Raw genomic sequence first — 16,947 nt, forward strand, 5'->3', positions numbered from 1 at the left:
TCAGCGCACCAGCAGGTCCAGCAGACGCTCGACCTCCGCCTCCGGATCGAGGGTGAGTCCGGTGTGCACCGGGCCCGGCTGGACGACCGTCGAGCGGGGCGCGATCAGCCAGCGAAAACGCCGCCCCGCGTCGTCGCGCGCGGCCTGCCCCGCGTCCTGCCCACCCCGGCACACGCCCTCCACCGCGCGCAGCGCCGCCCGTACTCCCGTCATGTCCACCTGCGGGTCGAGCGCCCGCAGCCTGGCCTCGTCGAGATGGGTGCGCGCGGCGACGAACGTCCTGGCGCGGCAGTAGACCACCACGCCGGCGTTGACGAACTCCCCGCGCTCGACCCGCGGCACCACGCGCAGCAGCGCGTACTCGAAAACGTCACGGTCGCTCACTGGGCGGTGTCCTTCGCGCTCTGCTCGGTGGTACGGGGCCGGGGCGCCAGTCGCTCGGTCAGCCAGCCGGGCGCCCGGGACGGCCCGGACCGTGTCGGGGCCCCGAGGGTGATGCGCTCGTGGATGGTCGCGGCGCGCGACAGCAGCGCCTCGACGTAGGCGCGGCGCAGCGCGTCGGCCGAGTCGAATCCGGGCTCGCCGGCCAGCCACTCGTCGGGCACGTCCGCCACGACCTCGCTCAGCAGCTCCTCCGTCACCCGCGGCGCGAGCTCGGCGGCGGCCGCCGCGATGTCCGGTCCGAAGGGGGCGAGCGCATGGTCGGAGGCGTCGTACGGCTTGGCCGCGGAGGCGGCGGCGCCGGGCCAGTTGTGGTGCCAGATCATGGTGGCGCCATGGTCGATGAGCCACAGATCCCCGTGCCACACCAGCATGTTGGGGTTGCGCCAGGACCGGTCCACGTTGTTGATCAGCGCGTCGAACCAGACGACCCTGCCCGCCTGGGCCGCGTCCACCTCGTAAGCGAGCGGATCGAACCCGAGCGAGCCGGGCAGGAAGTCCATGCCGAGGTTGAGCCCGCCGCTGGCCTTGAGCAGCTCCTGCACCTCCTGATCCGGCTCGGAGAGCCCGATGACCGGATCGAGCTGCATCGTGACGAGCTCGGGCACCCGCATCCCGAGCCGCCGCCCGAGCTGCCCGCAGACAACCTCGGCGACAAGCGTCTTCCGCCCCTGCCCGGCGCCGGTGAACTTCATGACATACGTGCCGAGATCATCGGCCTCGACGATCCCCGGAAGCGAACCGCCCTCACGCAGGGGCGTGACGTATCGGGTCGCGGTGACCTCTTTCAGCATTTTCCCAGGCCACCCATCTCTTCGCCCTTGCAATCCACGGTCAACTCTGGAGGGACGTAACTGCGGGAAGCACCTGTCAACGGACCCGGAGAATCTGGGGAGTTTCGGCCGGCCTCCCGATTCCCCCGCTCCCCGAGCGGTCCGTCGATGGCGGTGCGCCCCTTGCTCCGGCCTCCGGCGGTGAAGTGAGCATAGTAACCAAGGGTGATCGCGGGCACGGAGTGCCCGAGCCACCGCGCCGAGGTGACGCCGGACTCTCCGCTCATACCGCGGGTAGCCACCGACCACCCGGCGGCAGCGGGCCGGAACGGATCATCTCTGCCCCACGCCCCGGCACCGCGACGACCTGACGGTGCTCGCCGTTGACAGCCGTGGACAGCGCCCCCGCCGCGCGGCGGGGGCGATACTGATCGTGACAGTGATCCCGCCGCCGGGCGGCCTCCGACGCCGGCTCGGTCGGTGGGGTCGCGCCTTTGTCGATGTCTGTGAGGGGAGCCGTTCATGACCACGGCGAAAGACCTGTTCATCATCGCCATTGACCTGAAGCGCTCCGTGGGGCAGGGCGACCTGTCCCTCGCACTCGCGGGAGCCGAGCTGATCGATCTCATCGGTGCGGGGGCGGTTGCCGTGGACGGCGACCGCATTGTGCCGGATGGAGCGCCGCCGGTGGACGACCGGTTCCTGGGCGAGGCTGCGGCAGGGCTGACTCGACGGGCGCCCTACGAGCGGATCGAGGACTGGCTGTGGCGCCGGGGGCAAGACCTCTCGGCCGCGTACCAGGCCGCACTGGAGAAGAACGGTGAGCTGAAGCCGCAGCGCAGCGGCCGGTTGTCCTTCGGCACGGAACGCGTGGAACCGGCCGATACGCCCGCGCGCCGCCGTGCAGCCGGCCGCTGGAAAGAGAAGGAACCCGTCCTGGCCGCCCTCGCCTCGGTCGTGGGCATCGACGACGAACGCTCCGACGACGGGGCCGGGCTCGATGACGAGGCGGTGACGACCGTGGTGGCCGCCGTCCACGACGCGGTGATGGAGCTGGAGGCCGTACGCCAGAGGCGGACCATCGAGAACACGGCCTTCGCCAACATCTGGCGCGGACCGTGAGGCGAGCCCGCCTTCGGGGGCGCGGTCAAGTCCGACGGCGACGGTGAGCGGTCGCGCGGCCTCGACCTGGAGGCCGGGTGTACGCACGGTGCCGGCCGGCGCGGACTCCCACACGTCCGCGCCGTACGACCCGCTGCCGGCGCGGAACCGAACGGGGGTCAGTCCCCCTGCCGAGGTCTCCGACGAGCGCCGGTCACTGGGTGATCACGACGGTCGCCACGGGCGTGGGCCGGCCGTAGTGGTCGGTGACTTCGGCGGCCGTCACCTTCAGCGGCACGGGCTGCGGATCGCCGGACCGAGACCACTGGCGGGAGCGCCGCCGGTGAGTGCGGCCCCTGTTGCGCCGGACGCGTTGTACGGCGTTGCGCAGTGAACGGGCAGTGCCCCAACCGCGTGGGCGGCCCGGGCAGGGGTGGTTGTGCGGTGGGGGGGGCGGTGGTGGCGAGGACTACTGCTCCGGATCCCAGGCCACCAGCTGGCCGAAGATGCGCCCGTTGCCGTCGAGCTTCAGGGAGTCGAACGGAATACGGCCGTAGAAGCCGAGGACCAGCTCGTTGGCCGTGCCTCGGGCGGAGGCGTCGGCCGCGTCCGGCTTCTCGTCGGCGGCGGGTCCTGTGCCGGGTTCGGGCAGGCGGTCGAACCGCGCGCCGTCGCCGGAGAGCCAGTTGCGCCAGGAGCGGCCCTCGGTGGCGTGGTAGTCAACAGCGGCGGCCTCGTGCGGCCAGGCGACCGTCGTCGTGCAGATGGTGGACAGGAACTCCTCGACACCGTCGAGTGCCACCTCGTCCGGCAACGGCTGCGGGGCGCCCACGGTGAGCTGGGCGTCGTAGGTGTGCACCGCGATCTCGTGGAGCTGGTGCCGGGCGACGGCACCGCAGGTCTGCGGCGACTGCGACTTTCCCCACCACGTCCAGCAACCGCGGTCCGGGTCGGCCTCCCGCAGTGCGTCCAGCAGTTCCTGCGTCGATGCGGCCAACCAGACCAGCAGGGGCTCGCGTTCCCGAGGCGCGGACGAGTCGCCCTGCGGGGCGGACTTGGCCGTGGCGTCAGGCCCTGCGGCGATGGTGGCCGCCCAGGCGCGGCGCCCCTCGCCCAGGTGCTTCACCAGATCGAACAGCGTCCACTCAGGACAGGTCGGCACCTGCACGTCGAGACTGGGGGCGGCGGCAACCGCGGCGCGGAAGGCGGCCGACCGCTCGTCGATGAGTCGCAGCAGGTCAGGGAAATCCAGAGTGTTCTGCACGCCGGATGTCTATCACTGTGCCCCAGGCGACCGCATGCGGATTTTCCACAGCCGGCGCGGCGGGCGCGCGGCACGGGCCGCGCATCCTCGGAAGAGGCGTGCTGCTCTGGTGGCTGGACCGCCGTGCCGCCCGTCGCGGGCGGTCAGCCGGCCGGCGAACGGTGGGCGCCGGCGCATGGTGGGCGCCGGCGCATGGTGGGCCCGTTGCTGTACGTGCCGATCCGCGACGGCGGGCGACCCGTAAAAGCGCACACCCCGGACACCGCACCAGTCGGAATGACGTTGATCCCGACCGTCGCAGCACGAGTTGTGGACCGGCCGTCACCGGTGGCTGCTCGCTGAAGAGCCTGGTGCAATGGTCGGACAGGGGCGGGGCGAACCGAGTGGAAGAGGAGCGCCTGTGCCGGATGTCACCGTCGTCGTCATCGTCTACAACGACGCCGACCGCCTGAGCCGCGCAGTGCTGTCGGCACTCCACCAGTCCCTGCGGAACCTCGAAGTGATCATCGCCGACGACTGCTCGACCGACAGCACGCCGGCCGTGGCCCGGTCGCTCCAGGATGCGGACCCGCGGGTCCGCTACCTCCGGTTGGACACCAACAGCGGCGGATGCAGTGCGCCACGCAACGCCGGCCTGGCGGCCGGGCGGGCGCCGTACGTCATGTTCCTCGACAGCGACGACGAACTGCCGAAGCACGCCTGCAAATCGATGCTGCTCATGGCGGAACGGACCGGAGTGGACTTCGTCACCGGCGAAGTCACGCGGATCTTCGAGGAGACCGGCGCCACCGGCCTGTGGTATCCGGACCTCTTCGACGGGGTCCGGATCGTCGAGGGCGTCCGGGAGGCGCCGGAGTACTTCCACGACCATCTCTCGACGAACAAGCTCTACCGAACCGACTTCATCACCGGCCACGACCTGCGTTTCCCCGAGGGCATCCACTACGAGGACCAGCTGTTCACGGCCATGGCCTACACCCTGGCCCGCAGCTTCGCCGTCGTACCGTGGCCCGTCTACACCTGGCGGCTCTCGGCCGACCCGGCCCACCTGTCCATCTCCTCCAGTCGCCACAAGCTGCGGAACGTGGCCGACCGGATCGCCGTGGCCCGGCGCATCGACCGGTTCCTCGTCCAGAGCGGCAACGCGGATCTGCGCCCGTTCAAGGACGAGAAGTTCCTCCGCCACGACCTGCGCCTCTACCTCGGTGATCTCCCCTTCCGGGACCGCGGGTGGACCGAGCGGTTCGCCGAGCTGGTGACGCCGTACCTCGACGAGCTGACCACCGAGGCGATCCGCTCGGTGTGCCGGGAGCAGCGCATCTGCCACCACCTGCTCCGCACCGGCCGCCTCGACGAGGCGAAGGAGGCTGCCCGGGAACTGGGCAGCCCGCGGATCGCCCCACGACGCGTGAGCAGGCGGTCCGGGCGGACGTACTGGGGACGTCTGGCTCCGGATCCCGGCTCCGACGGCGGCCGCGAGCCGGACAGCAGCGCTACGGACTCCAGCAATCCGGACATCAGCGAACTGGACGTCAGCGAGTGGCATCTGGACGAGCAGCCCTTCGCGTCCGCCCCCGTGCGGCACGAGGTGCACGCCCTGACTCCGGCCGGTCGCGTGCTGCGCCTCCGGCTGCGCACCTACGACCCGGCGCGGCTGCTCTCCGGCCCCGAGCAGGTGACGGCGCAGTTGTGGCTCGGCGCGGGAGGCGCGCCGTTGAAGGTCCCGTTCCGGTATCTGCCGGCCGGCGGGGAACCGGATGTGTACAGCGCCTGCGTCGAGCTGGATCTCCGGCGCGTCCCGCTGAGCGCCAAGGGCTTCAAGGGCCGTCGTCACCCCGTGGTGGTCCTCGAACGGCTGGGGACGAAGCGCACCGACATGGTGCTGGCGCCCGCCGACCTGCGTCCGCTGCGCGCTCACCTGACGCTGCACGGCACGCTCGCCGGCCAGGACGTTCGCGTGGCGTGCGAGGGCAAGGGGGCCGGACGGCTGGAATTCACCTGGTCGCGATCCGGCGCGCTGGCGCACGCGGAGACGCTGGTGCCGCGGGTACGGCCGCTGCGCCGGAAGGTCCGGCAGGCGCAGCGCAGGCTCAACGGGGCGCACGCCAAGGCACTCGCCTATCGCGAGCTGCAGAGACTGCCGGTGGACGACGCGCTGGTGGTGTTCGAGGCCCTGGAGGGCCGTGGCTACACCGACAGCCCGCGCTACATCTACGAGGAGCTGGTCCGGCGCGGTCTGCCGCTGCGCGCCGTCTGGTCCTGTTCGGGGGATCGTGCGGCCTTCCCGGAGGGCCTGGAGCTGGTCCGGCGCGGGAGCTGGGAGTACGTCCTGACCCTCGCCCGCGCCCGCTACTGGGTGGACTCGCACGGCTTCCCCTCGGTCTACCCGAAACGCCCGGAGACCCGCTATCTCCAGACCTGGCACGGCCAGGCCGTCAAGCACATGGGGTTCGACCTCGCCGCGCTGCGCTTCGGCAGTCCCGAGCGGCAGCAGAAGCACCGCGACATGATCTCGCGGTGGGACGCCCTCATCTCACCCAGCGAAGAGTTCGAACGCACCTTCGTCCGCGCGAACGAGTACACGGGCCGGCTGCTGTCCTGCGGGCTCCCCCGGAACGACGTGCTGGTCCGCTGCGACGAGCCGGAACAGCTCGAACGGGCCCGGGCCGCACGCCGCCGGCTGCAGATCCCGGACGGACGCAAGGTGCTGCTCTACGCACCGACCTTCCGGGACGGGAACAGCACGGGCGGCTCGATCCGGGTGGACCTGGCCGAACTGGTGGAGAAGACCGCCCACGAGTGGATCGTCGTGGTCCGCCCCCACTACTACGACCGCTTCACGGTGCCGCGCGAACTGGGCCACGCCGTGCGCGACGGCCGCGCGTTCCCCGACATCAACGACCTGATGCTCGCCTCGGACGCGCTGCTCACGGACTACTCGTCGGTGATGTTCGACTACGCGAACCTCGGGCGTCCCGTCCTGCTCTTCACCGACGACTACGACGAGTACAGCACCAGCGCTCGCGGCACCTACTACAACCTCCCCGACATCGCCCCCGGCCCCATGCTGACCACCACCGGGGAACTCGCGGAGGCGATGCGGGACCTGGACCAGGTACGGATGAAGTGGGCCGACGCGTACGCCGCCTTCAACGCCAGGTTCAACGCCCGCGAGACCGGACGGGCCAGTGAAACCGTCGTCGACATGTTCTTCGGAGGCGACAGCGGATGAGCACCGGAACGCAGCCCACCGGACACCGCCGGAACCTCTTCCTGGTGGGCATCGACGTCGACTCGATGGGCGGATCGCAGCGGGTACTGCACACCCTCGCCCAGGGCTTCGCGCAACGCGGGCACCACGTCGACCTCATCGGGATCAGGCCGAGCCCCGAGCCGTACGCGTACTTCCGCGAACCGGCCTATCGGCACACCACCCTCTACCGCAGGCCGTCGGCTCCGCCGTGGCGGGCCCAGCGCCTCAGCGAGCGGCTCAGCCCCGTGCGGATGCGCGCGGCACGCACCGCCCGGGCCGAGCGGGAGCGGGCCAGGCAGAAGCTGGCGCGGCGGTTCGCCTCCGTGGCCGACGGCTACGTCATCATCGGCTCCCCCTGGGCGGCCGACTGGCTCGCGTCCGTCGAGTGGCCGCACCTCAAGGGAATCGGGCAGTACCACGAGTCGTTCGCCCAGGCCCAGGGCACGGACCATCTCCGCCTGATCCGGCGTCACTACCCGCGGCTGGAGAAGTCGGTCTTGCTCAGTGACGGCGATGTCGCCGCGTTCCAGCGCGACCGGCTGCCGAACACGACCGCCATGCCCAACCCGTTGCCCTTCGCGTCCACGGCCCCGGCCCCGCTGGACACCCGGCGCATCGGCGCGGTCGGCCGGCTGGACGCCCTCAAACGGCTCGACCGTCTCATCGACGCCTTCGCGCTCGCCTGCGCCGACCTCCCGGACTGGGAGCTGCACCTCTTCGGCGACGGCCCTCAGGAGCCGCATCTGCGGGAGCAGGCGGCACGCCTCGGGATCGGTGACCGGGTGCGATTCCGCGGCAGCGTCTCCGACATGGCCGCGGCGTACCGGGAGCTGGCCGTGGTCGCCCTCACCAGCGAACGCGAGGGGCGCCCGATGGCGCTGGCGGAGGCGGCCGGCTGCGGCGTGCCGTGCGTGAGCTTCGACCTGTCGGCCGGGGTCCGGGAACTCGTCGAGGACGGACGTACGGGCACTCTGGTGCGGCCGGGAGACATCGCCGCTCTGGCCGGCGCCCTGCGGCAGCTCGCCGACGACGCGGAGCTGCGCCGCCGCTACGGCCTCGCCGCCCGGTCGCACGTCGCCCCGCTGGAGCTGCCCGTCGTACTGGACCGCTGGGAGCGTCTGTTCGACGAGATCGACCGGTGAGTCCCACCACCGGGCCCAAGAAGAGAGCAGCGTCGCTCACCGGAACGGATCTCGCGCACATGGCAGCAGAAACAGACCGTGACCGGCTGACGGGCAGCGTCAGCGTCATCGTGATCGGTTACAACGACGCGCGGCACATCCAGCATGCCGTGCTGTCCGCGGTGCGCCAGGGACCGGCCGTCGCCGAGGTGCTCGTGGTCGACGACGCGTCGACCGACGACACCGCCGTGGTGGCCGCGGATCTCGCCCGTCGGCACGCCGCTGTCCGGTCCGTGCGCCGCACGGTCAACAGCGGCGGTTGCGGAACCCCCCGCAACGACGGTCTGCGCGAGGCCACGGCCCCTTATGTGATGTTCCTGGACAGCGACGACGAGCTCGCGCCCGGCGCGGTCGGCGCCCTGCTCGCCGCGGCGGTACGCCATGGCGCGCCCGTCGTCGCGGGGATGTGCCTGCGCCGTGAGCTGCCCGAGATGCGCGACACCCCCTGGCAGGAGGCGCTCTTCCGGCGGGCGGCGGTCCACGACTCTCCCGCGGAGCTGCCCGCTCTCGTCCGCGACACGTTGTGCGTCAACAAGCTCTACTCCCGTGCCTTCCTGGCGGAGCACGGTGTCACGTTTCCTGAAGGGGCCTTCCGCTACGAGGACTTCGTGTTCACCGCGCGGCTGCTGGCCGCGTCACCCCGTATCGCCCTGATTCCCGACACCGTCTACTTCTGGCACGTTCGCCGCTCCGCCGCCCACCCGTCGATCTCCCTGGCCCGCGGCGGAGTCGACAACTGGCTCAGCAGACTGCGGGCACACCGCGGCGCGGTCGAGGTCTTCGAGCGGGCCGGCCAGAAGGAGTTGGCCCACGCCGCCCGGGTGAAGTTCCTCGACCACGACCTGCGGATGTACGTCCACGAGCTGGGCGCCCACGACAGCGGTCACCACGCCGAGTGGTGGCGGCTGACCCGCGAGCACCTCGCCTCCTTCGACGAGTCGGACCTGCGCGCCGCCGAAGCCCCCGCCCGCTGGCTCGCCGGGGTCGTCACCGGGGCCGACGGCCCCCGCGAGCTGCCGAGGCTCGTCGGTCTCGCCGGCAGTCCGCCCCGGCTGCTCCCGCCGTACGCGCGCGTCGACGGGCGTGCCGTCTGGGCGGCGAACCTGCCCGAGGTCGTGCTCGACACCATCGAGAGCGACCCGCTCAGCCGGCTGCCGGTCACCATCGACGCCGAGCCGCACATCTGGGGAGGGCGCGGAGTCCTGCGGATCACCGTGCACGAGTTCTACGGACGGCTCGCCGCGGCGGAGCCCCGGAGCCTGGACGTCGAGCTGCGCCGCCGAACCGACGGACGGGTGGGGCTGCGCCGCAGCAGCGTCCTGACGGGGCACCAGGGACCGGACGGGCCGACGTGGAACGGCACGGTCCTCCTGAACGGCCTCGACCGTATGGCCGGCCGGCACGCCCACCGGCTCGACGCCTGGGACGTATGGGCCCGGCTGCACTGCGCCGACGGCTCCTCGGTCTGCACCCGCGTACGCGCCACCGGGTCCGGACTGCGGCGTACGGTCGTCCCGGGCCGGCGCCACGGGGTGACGCTGGTCCAGCCCTACCCGACGGCCGGCGGATCACTCGCCCTCCGGATCGCGCCGGGCCCCGGGGCCGCGGCGGTCGTGGTGACGCGCAGGCTTCGCCGGCTGATGAGCAGGGACGTGGAATAGAAGATGCGCGTCGGGCCGCCCGATCCGCGCCTAGAGTCGCCGCATGAGACGAAGGACAGGAGCGGCGATGGCCGGGGCGGCGGTCCTGGCCTGGGGCGAGTGGATGAACTGGCGCTGGTCGCGCGCGCTCCTGGGGAACGGTGAGGGCGCTGCCGAGGCCGTGGTCGTGCTGGGATTCCGGAATCCGGGAGCGACGGCGAATCTCGTCAACCGCCGGCGAGTACGCACCGGCATCCGCTCCATCGCCGCCGGCAAGGCGCGTGGCACTCGCGTGATCTTCAGCGGCGGAGCGGTCGGCGGTGACGTTGCGGAGGCCCGGTTGATGGCCGACTACGCGAAGTCGGTGCTCGGGTTCGACGGCACCGTGCTCCTCGAAGAGGAGAGCGGGACGACGTGGGAGAACATCGCGAACGTGATCCCCCTGATCGAGGACGCCGACCGCATCACGATCGCCTCACAGCCGGCTCATGCGCTCAAGGCCCGCGCGTACGTGCGTCGCCAGCGCCCTGATCTGGCCGAGAGGCTCGTCCGTGCGGACGACTACCGCCCCGGCGAGTGGATCCTCGTCAAACCGCTGCTGGCTCTGTACGGACTGTGGACCCTCCGCGGTCTCCGGGGCGACGAACGCGAGAGCGGTGTGCTCACAGCGCGGTGAGGACCGGGTCCACGGAGATGTGCGGGGACAGCGACCCGAGGAAGTCGGGCGCGTCGAAGATCTCGCCGGCGGAGGCCACACCGACCGTCCTGGTCTGCCCCGCGAGGATGCGGTGAACCGCTTTCACCACGAGCGGCGCGGTGACGGCGTAGATGTCCTGCCCCTGGGCCGTGACGCGCCGCTCGATGCCGCCGGAGCGCACCAGGACGTCGACGAGGAAGGTCTGCGCCGAGCGTCCACGGTCGTCGACCGGGGCCGGCGCCGGTGTGTCCGGGGCGGCGACGTCCTGGCCCGCCTCAACCGTCATATAGGTGCGCACCTCGGGAACGGGCAGGTGGCTGGGGATGGTGACGACATCGGCCATCGTGAACTCCCCGATGACCGCCCGGGTGCCCATCGGTTCGGGAAACGGCCAGTCCAGGACGGGCAGTTCGTCGGTGTGGTACTCCAACCGCCCCTTCGTGTAGCGGACCCGCCGGCCGTTGCGGCGCTCCTGGACGGCCTTGCCGGCAGCCCGCGTCCCCTCGGTGGGGTGCCAGCTGCTCAGCCCGTACGCGACGTGGGCCTCGTCGGCCGTCGTCCAGTCGCCCATCGCCGCGGTGGCCAGCAGATCACCGAGTCCGCCGTAGAAGGCCATCGCGGGGACGACCGCCACTCCCGCGGCCCGGGCGCGGTCCTTGAACTGCGCGAACGTGTCGGCGTTGGCCTCGATCTCGGCCGCCACGTCCACGTACGGGATCCCGGCGCGCAGCGCCGCCTCGATGACGGGGGCGGCGGTCGTGGTGAAGGAGCCGGCGCAGTTGATCACAGCCGAGGTGCCGGACAGCGCGCGGTCGAGCGAGGCCGCGTCGTCGACCGACGCCGGCCGGGCGTCGAGTCCGGGATACGCCGCCGCCAGCGCCCGGAGCTTGCCGGCGTCGCGACCGAAGGGCACCGGAACGAACCCGCGCTCCCGCAGCTGTGCCACCACGAACCGCCCGGTGTGCCCGTACGCGCCGAACACCGCGACCGACTGCCCTGAACCCATGACGTCTCTCCCCTGCCCTCTGCTCGGAATGATTTGTTGCGGCCATCCTGACGACGGTCGGCATCCCACCGTGAGTGTCCGGAACGCCATGCCCCGTACAATTCCGGACATGGGTACTGTCGCGCTGGCCGTCACCGACGGGATGCTGCACTTCGAACTGTCCGTGGCGTGCGAGGTGTTCGGATCCGCTCCCTCAGGGGTGGCCGGACCCTGGTACGACCTCGCGCTCTGCGGGTCGGACGCCGTGCGGGTCGGACGGTTCCTGCTGGAGCCCGACGCCGGGCTCCACGCGCTCCGGCGCGCCGACACCGTGATCGTCCCCGGCTGGGCGGACATCGACGTGGACCCGCCCGCCGGCCTGGTCGACGCGGTGCGTGCGGCCTACGAGGCGGGCGCGCGCGTGGCCTCGCTGTGCACCGGCGCGTTCGTGCTGGCCGCCGCCGGTCTGCTGGACGGGAAGCGCGCGACCACGCACTGGGCGCACACCGACGCCCTGGCCGCCCGCCACCCCGAGGTGGAGGTCGACCCGGACGTGCTCTACGTGGACAACGGCAGGGTCTCCACCTCCGCCGGCAAAGCCGCCGCGCTGGACCTGTGCCTGCACCTCGTCCGCCTCGACCACGGCTCGTCGACGGCCAACGCCGTGGCCCGCCGCCTGGTCGTGCCACCCCACCGGGCGGGCGGCCAGGCCCAGTTCGTCACCGCTCCGGTGCCGGCCCGGGACGACCACCCGCTCGCCGAGCTGCTCCCCTGGGCGATCGAAAACCTGCACCGGCCGCTGACCGTGGAGGACCTGGCGCGCCGGGCGCGGATGAGCTCACGGAACCTGGGCCGCCATTTCAGGGCGGCTGCCGGCACCCCCCCACTGCAGTGGCTGCTGACTCAACGCATCCGGCGCGCCCAGGAGTTGCTGGAAACGACCGACGAGGGTGTGGAGGCCATCGCGACGGCCACCGGCATGGGCACCGCCACGACCCTGCGCCGGCACTTCAACCGCACGGTCGGCGTGCCCCCCGACGCCTACCGCCGCACCTTCCGCTCACGGGCTCTCCCCGGCTGAACGACACGGCACACAACGCCCCGGCCCGGACTCAGGTGCCGGCCGTGGAATGCCGGTGCGGCCGAGCGGGTTCCCTGCGAGCCGTACGCGGTGCCACACGACACCCTGGACGGCACGGAGGCCGGGACGGCAGCAACGGCGGCCCGTCACATCGAACAGGAGCACACATGGACCAGCCGGCCACCGAACCCACTTCCCTGGCCGTGCCGTCCGTCCCACCGGGGCCACGGGAACCGGTGCCGTCCCGTGCCGCCTCCCGGGGACCGATGGTCAAACTGGCGGTCCTCGCACTGCTGTTGGCCGGTCTCGGCTGCGCGGTGGTCCTGGGCGGCGGCGGTCTCCTGGACGACGTACGGCAGTGGGTCGACTCGCTCGGTCTCTGGGGCCCGCTGGTCTTCGCGCTCTGCTACGCCGTGGCGGTGACCGCGCTTCTGCCGGGCTCCGTGCTCACCGCGTCCGCCGGCGCCCTGTTCGGCCTGCCGCTGGGTGCGGCGACCGTGCTGGTCGGAGCCACGGCGGGCGCCGCGCTCTCGTTCGGTCTCGCGCGCCGGCTGGGGCGTCCGGCGGTGGCCCGCTTCGCCGGATCGGGACGACTGGCCCGCCTCGACGCGCACCTGGCGCGCCGCGGTTTCGTGGCCGTACTGCTGCTGCGCCTGGTGCCGCTGTTCCCGTTCGCCGTCATCAACTACGGGGCCGGTGTGACCGGTGTCCGGTTCCGGCCGTATGTGGCGGCCACCGCCCTGGGCATCGTGCCCGGCACGCTCGTCTACACCGGACTGGGCGATTCGCTGGGGAGGCCGGAATCGCCCGTGCTGTGGGCGGCGTTGGCCGGGCTGGTGGCCCTGAGCGCCGGCGGCTGGTGGGCGGCCCGGCGGATCCGGTCCCGCACACCGTCGGGGCGCCCCGGTCACTGAGTCTCGTGCCCGCCGAGCGCTCGCGCGTGGTGGCTACGGTCCGGCGGGCGGGGCGCCCGGATCCTCGTCGCCGGCGGGCGGGTCGGCCACGAGCGACGCGCCGAACGCGCGCAGCCGGTCCACGGCCCCGGTGTCCGGTTCGGCCCCGCGGGACAGGGCCCGGTGGATCTCCTCGTAGACCGATGCCTCGAGGCCGCAGCGGCGGCAGTCCTTCACGTGGGCCGCGACCCGGCGGGCGGTGACCTCGTCCGTCTCGCCGTCGAGGTAGGACTGCAGCAGCCGGCCGGCACGCAGGCACGCTTGCATTTGTCGCAGCATCCGGCGTTCGGCCGTCGAGCGCCGCCACCATGGGTGCCTCGTCACATCACACCTCGCTTCGGTGCCAGTCCGGCAGCGGCCAGTCGAGTCCGGATCCGTTTGCGCGCCCGGTGCAGCCGGCTCATCACGGTGCCTTCCGGTACGTCCAGCAGCCGGGCGGCCTCCGCGTACGTGAGGCCGCCCACGTCCACCAACTGCACCACCTGACGGTGCTTGTCCGGCAGCGCGCGCAGGGCCTCGTCGACCACCTCGTCGAACGCCTCCCCGACCACGATCTCCTCCGCCGACCCGCCGGCGCCCGTGGAGCTGAGCCGGTCCAGGTCGGCGTCGGGATCGTCCAGGAGATGCGGACGGCGGCGGCGGTGACGGTTGATCTCGGCCCTCCGCATGATCGTCAGCAGCCAGGCACGGGGATGTCTCCCGTCGAACCGGTCGACGGCCCGGTACGCGCGCAGCAGCGTGTCCTGCACCAGGTCCTCGGCGTCGGCGGGCTGCGCGGTGAGCGTCATCGCCACCCGCAGCAACACCTCCACCTCGGGCAGCACATACGCGGCGAACGCCTTGCCCCGAGAGTCGGCCGCATCCGGCGACGCGGTCACTTCTTCTTCCACGCGGCGGAAACCCGGCGACGGGACCAAAACATTCCATGCTCCCGGTTTCGCCGGCCGACGGCGTGCTCGCGGGCGTGTTCACCGGCGGCGAGGCGTACGGGCAGGGGCACGGTCACCGCTCCGTCGTCGCGAGGACGCGGCGCAGCGGCAGGGGCAGGGTGCGTCCGTCGCCGATCCACTCGGCGAGTGCCCGCTTCGCGGCGTCCGCGCGTCCGGGGCGCAGCCCGGGCAGGTAGAGGCCGTCGACCAGGACGGCCGCGTCCTCCGGCGTCTTCAGCACGAGGGTGAAGACCCGGCGCTCGTCCGCCCGGACGGTGAATCCCGCCTGCCGCAGCACCTTGGCGACGGAGTCCTTGGCCCGCGGGTTGGGCCAGGGCTGGCGGGCCACGCCCAGCGTGCGCATGACCTTGGCCCAGCCCAACAGCCCCGACGGGTCGAGTCCCGGACGGGAGGGGACGAGGGCCGCGAGCGTCCCGCCGGGGCGCAGCACCCGCTTGACCTCCCCGAGCACCCGCGGCAGCGGCGTGAGCACCGGCAGGCACATCGACGCGCAGACGGCGCCGACGCTCGCCGCGGACAGCGGGAGGGAGTCGGCCGTCGCCCGGACGAGCGGTCCGCGACCGAGCCGGGCGGCGGCGGCCAGTTCGCCCGGCGAGGAGTCGATACCGACCCAGTCGGCGTCCGGCAGCAGGGGGCGCAGCGGCGCCGTGCCGCACGCCAGGTCGAGTACGGTGCCGGTCGCCGGGCGCAGCGGCTCGGCCAGCCAGGCGTGCGGGGAGACGTCGGCCCGCTCGAAGAACCGCTCGGTGATGCCGGGACGGTCGTCGTGGTAGGCGGCGAGATAGCGGCGCCACTCGTACTCGTCCAACGCGATGGCTCCTCGTGGTCGACGGGTGATCGTGCGGGGTGGTCGGCGGCGATCGGAATGTACCGCGCCGCGTCCTGGGTTTCCGGTCCATGAAGAGGCAGCGCGTCCCCGGGTCACGCCAGTTGTGGGCGGAATGCCGGGAGAGACTACGGCACCTGCGGTTCTGCGGTGCGGTGGAGGCATTCGCCGACGGGGAGCTCACCGGGCGCCGTCAGGTGCGCGTGGCCGCGCACATCGCCCGCTGCTGGGCGTGCAGCGGCTCCTTGCAGACGTTGCGGTTGATCAAGGTCTCGCTGCGCCGCAGCCCGCGGCGCACGCCGGAATCGCTCGCCTCCGTCCGCGTGCGCCGCTTCGCCCGGCGGCTCGCCGCGCCGCCGCGGCCCGGGCCGTGAACCACCGGGGCGGCCAACGGTGTTGGCCGTGGCCGCCGGGCCGGTACCGGCGGTGCGGCCTGTGCCGGTCCGGCGGTCGCGGCCGGGGAGCCGGTCCCGGCCCGGCACGGCCCCAACCGCCACGGCCCCGCCCGGCGCGGTCAGCAGCAGGCGGCCGCCGAGGCCGAGGCGCCGGTCGCCGTGGCGTCGGCGGGTGCGCAGGGGAACAGGCCGAAGTGCGTCTCCTTGGCGCCGGTCACGGTGAAGTGCGGGGCGTAGCGCGTCCGTTCCAGCATGTCGGCCGTGTTGCCGCAGACCAGCACCGGCCTGCCGGTGTGGAAGCGGTGGTGGTCGTCGAGGTCGAAGACGTGCGGGTGCTCGGTGATCGTGCCCCGGTAGACGGCGACCTGCCCGTAGTCCTCGCAGCGGTCCTCCAGCGGCAGCTTGAAGGCGCGGACGGTGCGTGAGGCGAAGGCGGCGAAGCCGATCTTCCGCTCGATCTCCGGGCTGCTCAGTGTGATGGGCGTGGTGGCGACCGTACGGGCGTCCGCGCAGCCGGACGCCGTCATCAGCCGCCGGAAGTCCTCCGGGTAGAGGGCGCCGGCGAGGCATTCGCCGACCAGCTCCGGGTCGTCCATGAGTGCGGCGGGCAGACGGCGGTCGGCGAAGACGTCGGAGAAGTACAGCTCGCCGCCCGGCTTGAGGACCCGGAAGATCTCCCGGAACACCCGCGGCTTGTCCGGGGAGAGGTTCAGTACGCAGTTGGAGACGACCAGGTCGATGGAGCCGTCCGCGACCCCGGCGGTGGCCAGGTCCTCGATGAAGCCCTGGTGGAACTCCGTGTTGGCGTATCCGAAACGCTCCGCGTGCCAGTTCTGGTGGCGGCGGGCCACAGCCAGTTGTTCCTCGGTCATGTCGACGCCGACGACCCGGCCCTCGGGGCCGACGAGCTGGGACAGGACGTACGCGTCGCGCCCGCTGCCGCAGCCGAGGTCGAGGACGGTGATGCCGTCGACGGCGGCCGGGATCGGGGAACCGCAGCCGTAGAAGCGGTCCTGGACCTCGTCGTGCACCCGGGTGAGGGCGTCGGCGACATGGGCCGGCGGCGGCTCCGCGATGCAGCAGGCGGAGGTCTTCAGGTCCTGTGAGGACGCCAGGACCGTGCCGTAGTACTCCTTGACGGCGTCGGTCACGGAACCCGCGGTGGTCAGGGAACGCGCAGTGGTCGTGGAGCCGGTCGGGACATCGGTCGTCATGTTCTCCCCTGTGGCAGCGACGGACGGGCGCGGCGGCGTGTGCCGTCGTGCGCCGGGAACCCGGCGCGGCGCGGACGGCATTCCGTTGTGCCGGGCCCCTGTGCCGGACCCTGGTGGCCGACACGCCAGAACGGTGGTGGGCCTCCCGGTGCCGTGCGGCGTGTCGAATGAGTCGTGCCCGGAGGGAAGGCGG

16 protein-coding genes are annotated in these 16,947 nt (G+C 72.4%); 8 read left to right on the forward strand and 8 right to left on the reverse strand.

Annotated features, from left to right (window positions below; genetic code table 11):
- The gene (locus tag ACFYOP_RS29930) at positions 1-384 is read right to left on the reverse strand and encodes a DUF3037 domain-containing protein (protein ID WP_356896935.1); all 384 of its coding nucleotides are present in this window, start codon (positions 382-384) and stop codon (positions 1-3) included.
- The gene (locus tag ACFYOP_RS29935) at positions 381-1,235 is read right to left on the reverse strand and encodes a HipA family kinase (RefSeq protein ID WP_356896937.1); all 855 of its coding nucleotides are present in this window, start codon (positions 1,233-1,235) and stop codon (positions 381-383) included. The genes ACFYOP_RS29930 and ACFYOP_RS29935 overlap by 4 nt, the downstream gene beginning before the upstream one ends.
- Positions 1,236-1,736: 501 nt before the next feature.
- Between ACFYOP_RS29935 and ACFYOP_RS29940 the strand changes: the two genes are divergently transcribed.
- Positions 1,737-2,336, forward strand: a complete 600-nt coding sequence (locus ACFYOP_RS29940; protein ID WP_356896939.1) for a GPP34 family phosphoprotein — start codon at positions 1,737-1,739, stop codon at positions 2,334-2,336.
- A gap of 448 nt (positions 2,337-2,784) precedes the next feature.
- On the opposite strand, the gene ACFYOP_RS29945 is transcribed toward ACFYOP_RS29940, so the two are convergent.
- Positions 2,785-3,579 carry a maleylpyruvate isomerase N-terminal domain-containing protein gene (locus tag ACFYOP_RS29945; RefSeq protein WP_356896941.1) on the reverse strand — a complete coding sequence of 265 codons (795 nt, stop codon included), beginning with the start codon at positions 3,577-3,579 and terminating at the stop codon, positions 2,785-2,787.
- 400 nt (positions 3,580-3,979) lie between these two features.
- Between ACFYOP_RS29945 and ACFYOP_RS29950 the strand changes: the two genes are divergently transcribed.
- The 4 genes from ACFYOP_RS29950 to ACFYOP_RS29965 are packed head-to-tail and all read left to right on the forward strand — an operon-like array spanning position 3,980 to position 10,329.
- Complete coding sequence (locus ACFYOP_RS29950; RefSeq protein ID WP_356896943.1) at positions 3,980-6,811, forward strand: CDP-glycerol glycerophosphotransferase family protein; 2,832 nt, start codon at positions 3,980-3,982, stop codon at positions 6,809-6,811.
- Entirely contained in the window at positions 6,808-7,974 is a 1,167-nt protein-coding gene (locus tag ACFYOP_RS29955) for a glycosyltransferase (RefSeq protein ID WP_356896945.1), read from the forward strand. The genes ACFYOP_RS29950 and ACFYOP_RS29955 overlap by 4 nt, the downstream gene beginning before the upstream one ends.
- Positions 7,975-8,033: 59 nt before the next feature.
- Positions 8,034-9,674, forward strand: a complete 1,641-nt coding sequence (locus ACFYOP_RS29960) for a glycosyltransferase family 2 protein (RefSeq protein ID WP_356896947.1) — start codon at positions 8,034-8,036, stop codon at positions 9,672-9,674.
- A gap of 43 nt (positions 9,675-9,717) precedes the next feature.
- On the forward strand, positions 9,718-10,329 hold the full coding sequence (locus ACFYOP_RS29965; RefSeq protein ID WP_356896949.1) for a YdcF family protein: 612 nt from the start codon (positions 9,718-9,720) through the stop codon (positions 10,327-10,329).
- Here the strand turns inward: ACFYOP_RS29965 and ACFYOP_RS29970 are convergent.
- Entirely contained in the window at positions 10,316-11,356 is a 1,041-nt protein-coding gene (locus ACFYOP_RS29970) for a saccharopine dehydrogenase NADP-binding domain-containing protein (protein ID WP_356896951.1), read from the reverse strand. The genes ACFYOP_RS29965 and ACFYOP_RS29970 overlap by 14 nt on opposite strands.
- 109 nt (positions 11,357-11,465) lie before the next feature.
- Between ACFYOP_RS29970 and ACFYOP_RS29975 the strand changes: the two genes are divergently transcribed.
- Both ACFYOP_RS29975 and ACFYOP_RS29980 read left to right on the forward strand, forming a co-directional pair.
- Complete coding sequence (locus ACFYOP_RS29975) at positions 11,466-12,416, forward strand: helix-turn-helix domain-containing protein (protein WP_356896953.1); 951 nt, start codon at positions 11,466-11,468, stop codon at positions 12,414-12,416.
- 167 nt (positions 12,417-12,583) lie between these two features.
- Positions 12,584-13,330 (forward strand): TVP38/TMEM64 family protein, encoded by a 747-nt coding sequence (locus ACFYOP_RS29980; RefSeq protein ID WP_356896955.1) that lies wholly within the window; start codon positions 12,584-12,586, stop codon positions 13,328-13,330.
- A 33-nt stretch (positions 13,331-13,363) separates the two neighbouring features.
- On the opposite strand, the gene ACFYOP_RS29985 is transcribed toward ACFYOP_RS29980, so the two are convergent.
- The 3 genes from ACFYOP_RS29985 to ACFYOP_RS29995 form a co-directional block, all read right to left on the reverse strand.
- Complete coding sequence (locus ACFYOP_RS29985; RefSeq protein WP_356896957.1) at positions 13,364-13,636, reverse strand: zf-HC2 domain-containing protein; 273 nt, start codon at positions 13,634-13,636, stop codon at positions 13,364-13,366.
- A gap of 53 nt (positions 13,637-13,689) precedes the next feature.
- Positions 13,690-14,247, reverse strand: a complete 558-nt coding sequence (locus ACFYOP_RS29990) for a sigma-70 family RNA polymerase sigma factor (protein ID WP_356896959.1) — start codon at positions 14,245-14,247, stop codon at positions 13,690-13,692.
- 124 nt (positions 14,248-14,371) lie between these two features.
- Positions 14,372-15,127: a methyltransferase domain-containing protein gene (locus ACFYOP_RS29995; RefSeq protein WP_356896961.1), complete on the reverse strand. Its 756-nt coding sequence runs from the start codon at positions 15,125-15,127 to the stop codon at positions 14,372-14,374.
- 173 nt (positions 15,128-15,300) lie between these two features.
- On the opposite strand from ACFYOP_RS29995, the gene ACFYOP_RS30000 reads away from it, so the two are divergent.
- Positions 15,301-15,519 (forward strand): zf-HC2 domain-containing protein, encoded by a 219-nt coding sequence (locus ACFYOP_RS30000; RefSeq protein ID WP_356896963.1) that lies wholly within the window; start codon positions 15,301-15,303, stop codon positions 15,517-15,519.
- 140 nt (positions 15,520-15,659) lie between these two features.
- On the opposite strand, the gene ACFYOP_RS30005 is transcribed toward ACFYOP_RS30000, so the two are convergent.
- Entirely contained in the window at positions 15,660-16,754 is a 1,095-nt protein-coding gene (locus ACFYOP_RS30005; protein ID WP_356896965.1) for a methyltransferase domain-containing protein, read from the reverse strand.
- Positions 16,755-16,947: the final 193 nt, after the last annotated feature.

Source organism: Streptomyces sp. NPDC006294, assembly GCF_042870895.1.
In the GTDB taxonomy this organism is placed as follows: Bacteria; Actinomycetota; Actinomycetes; order Streptomycetales; family Streptomycetaceae; genus Streptomyces.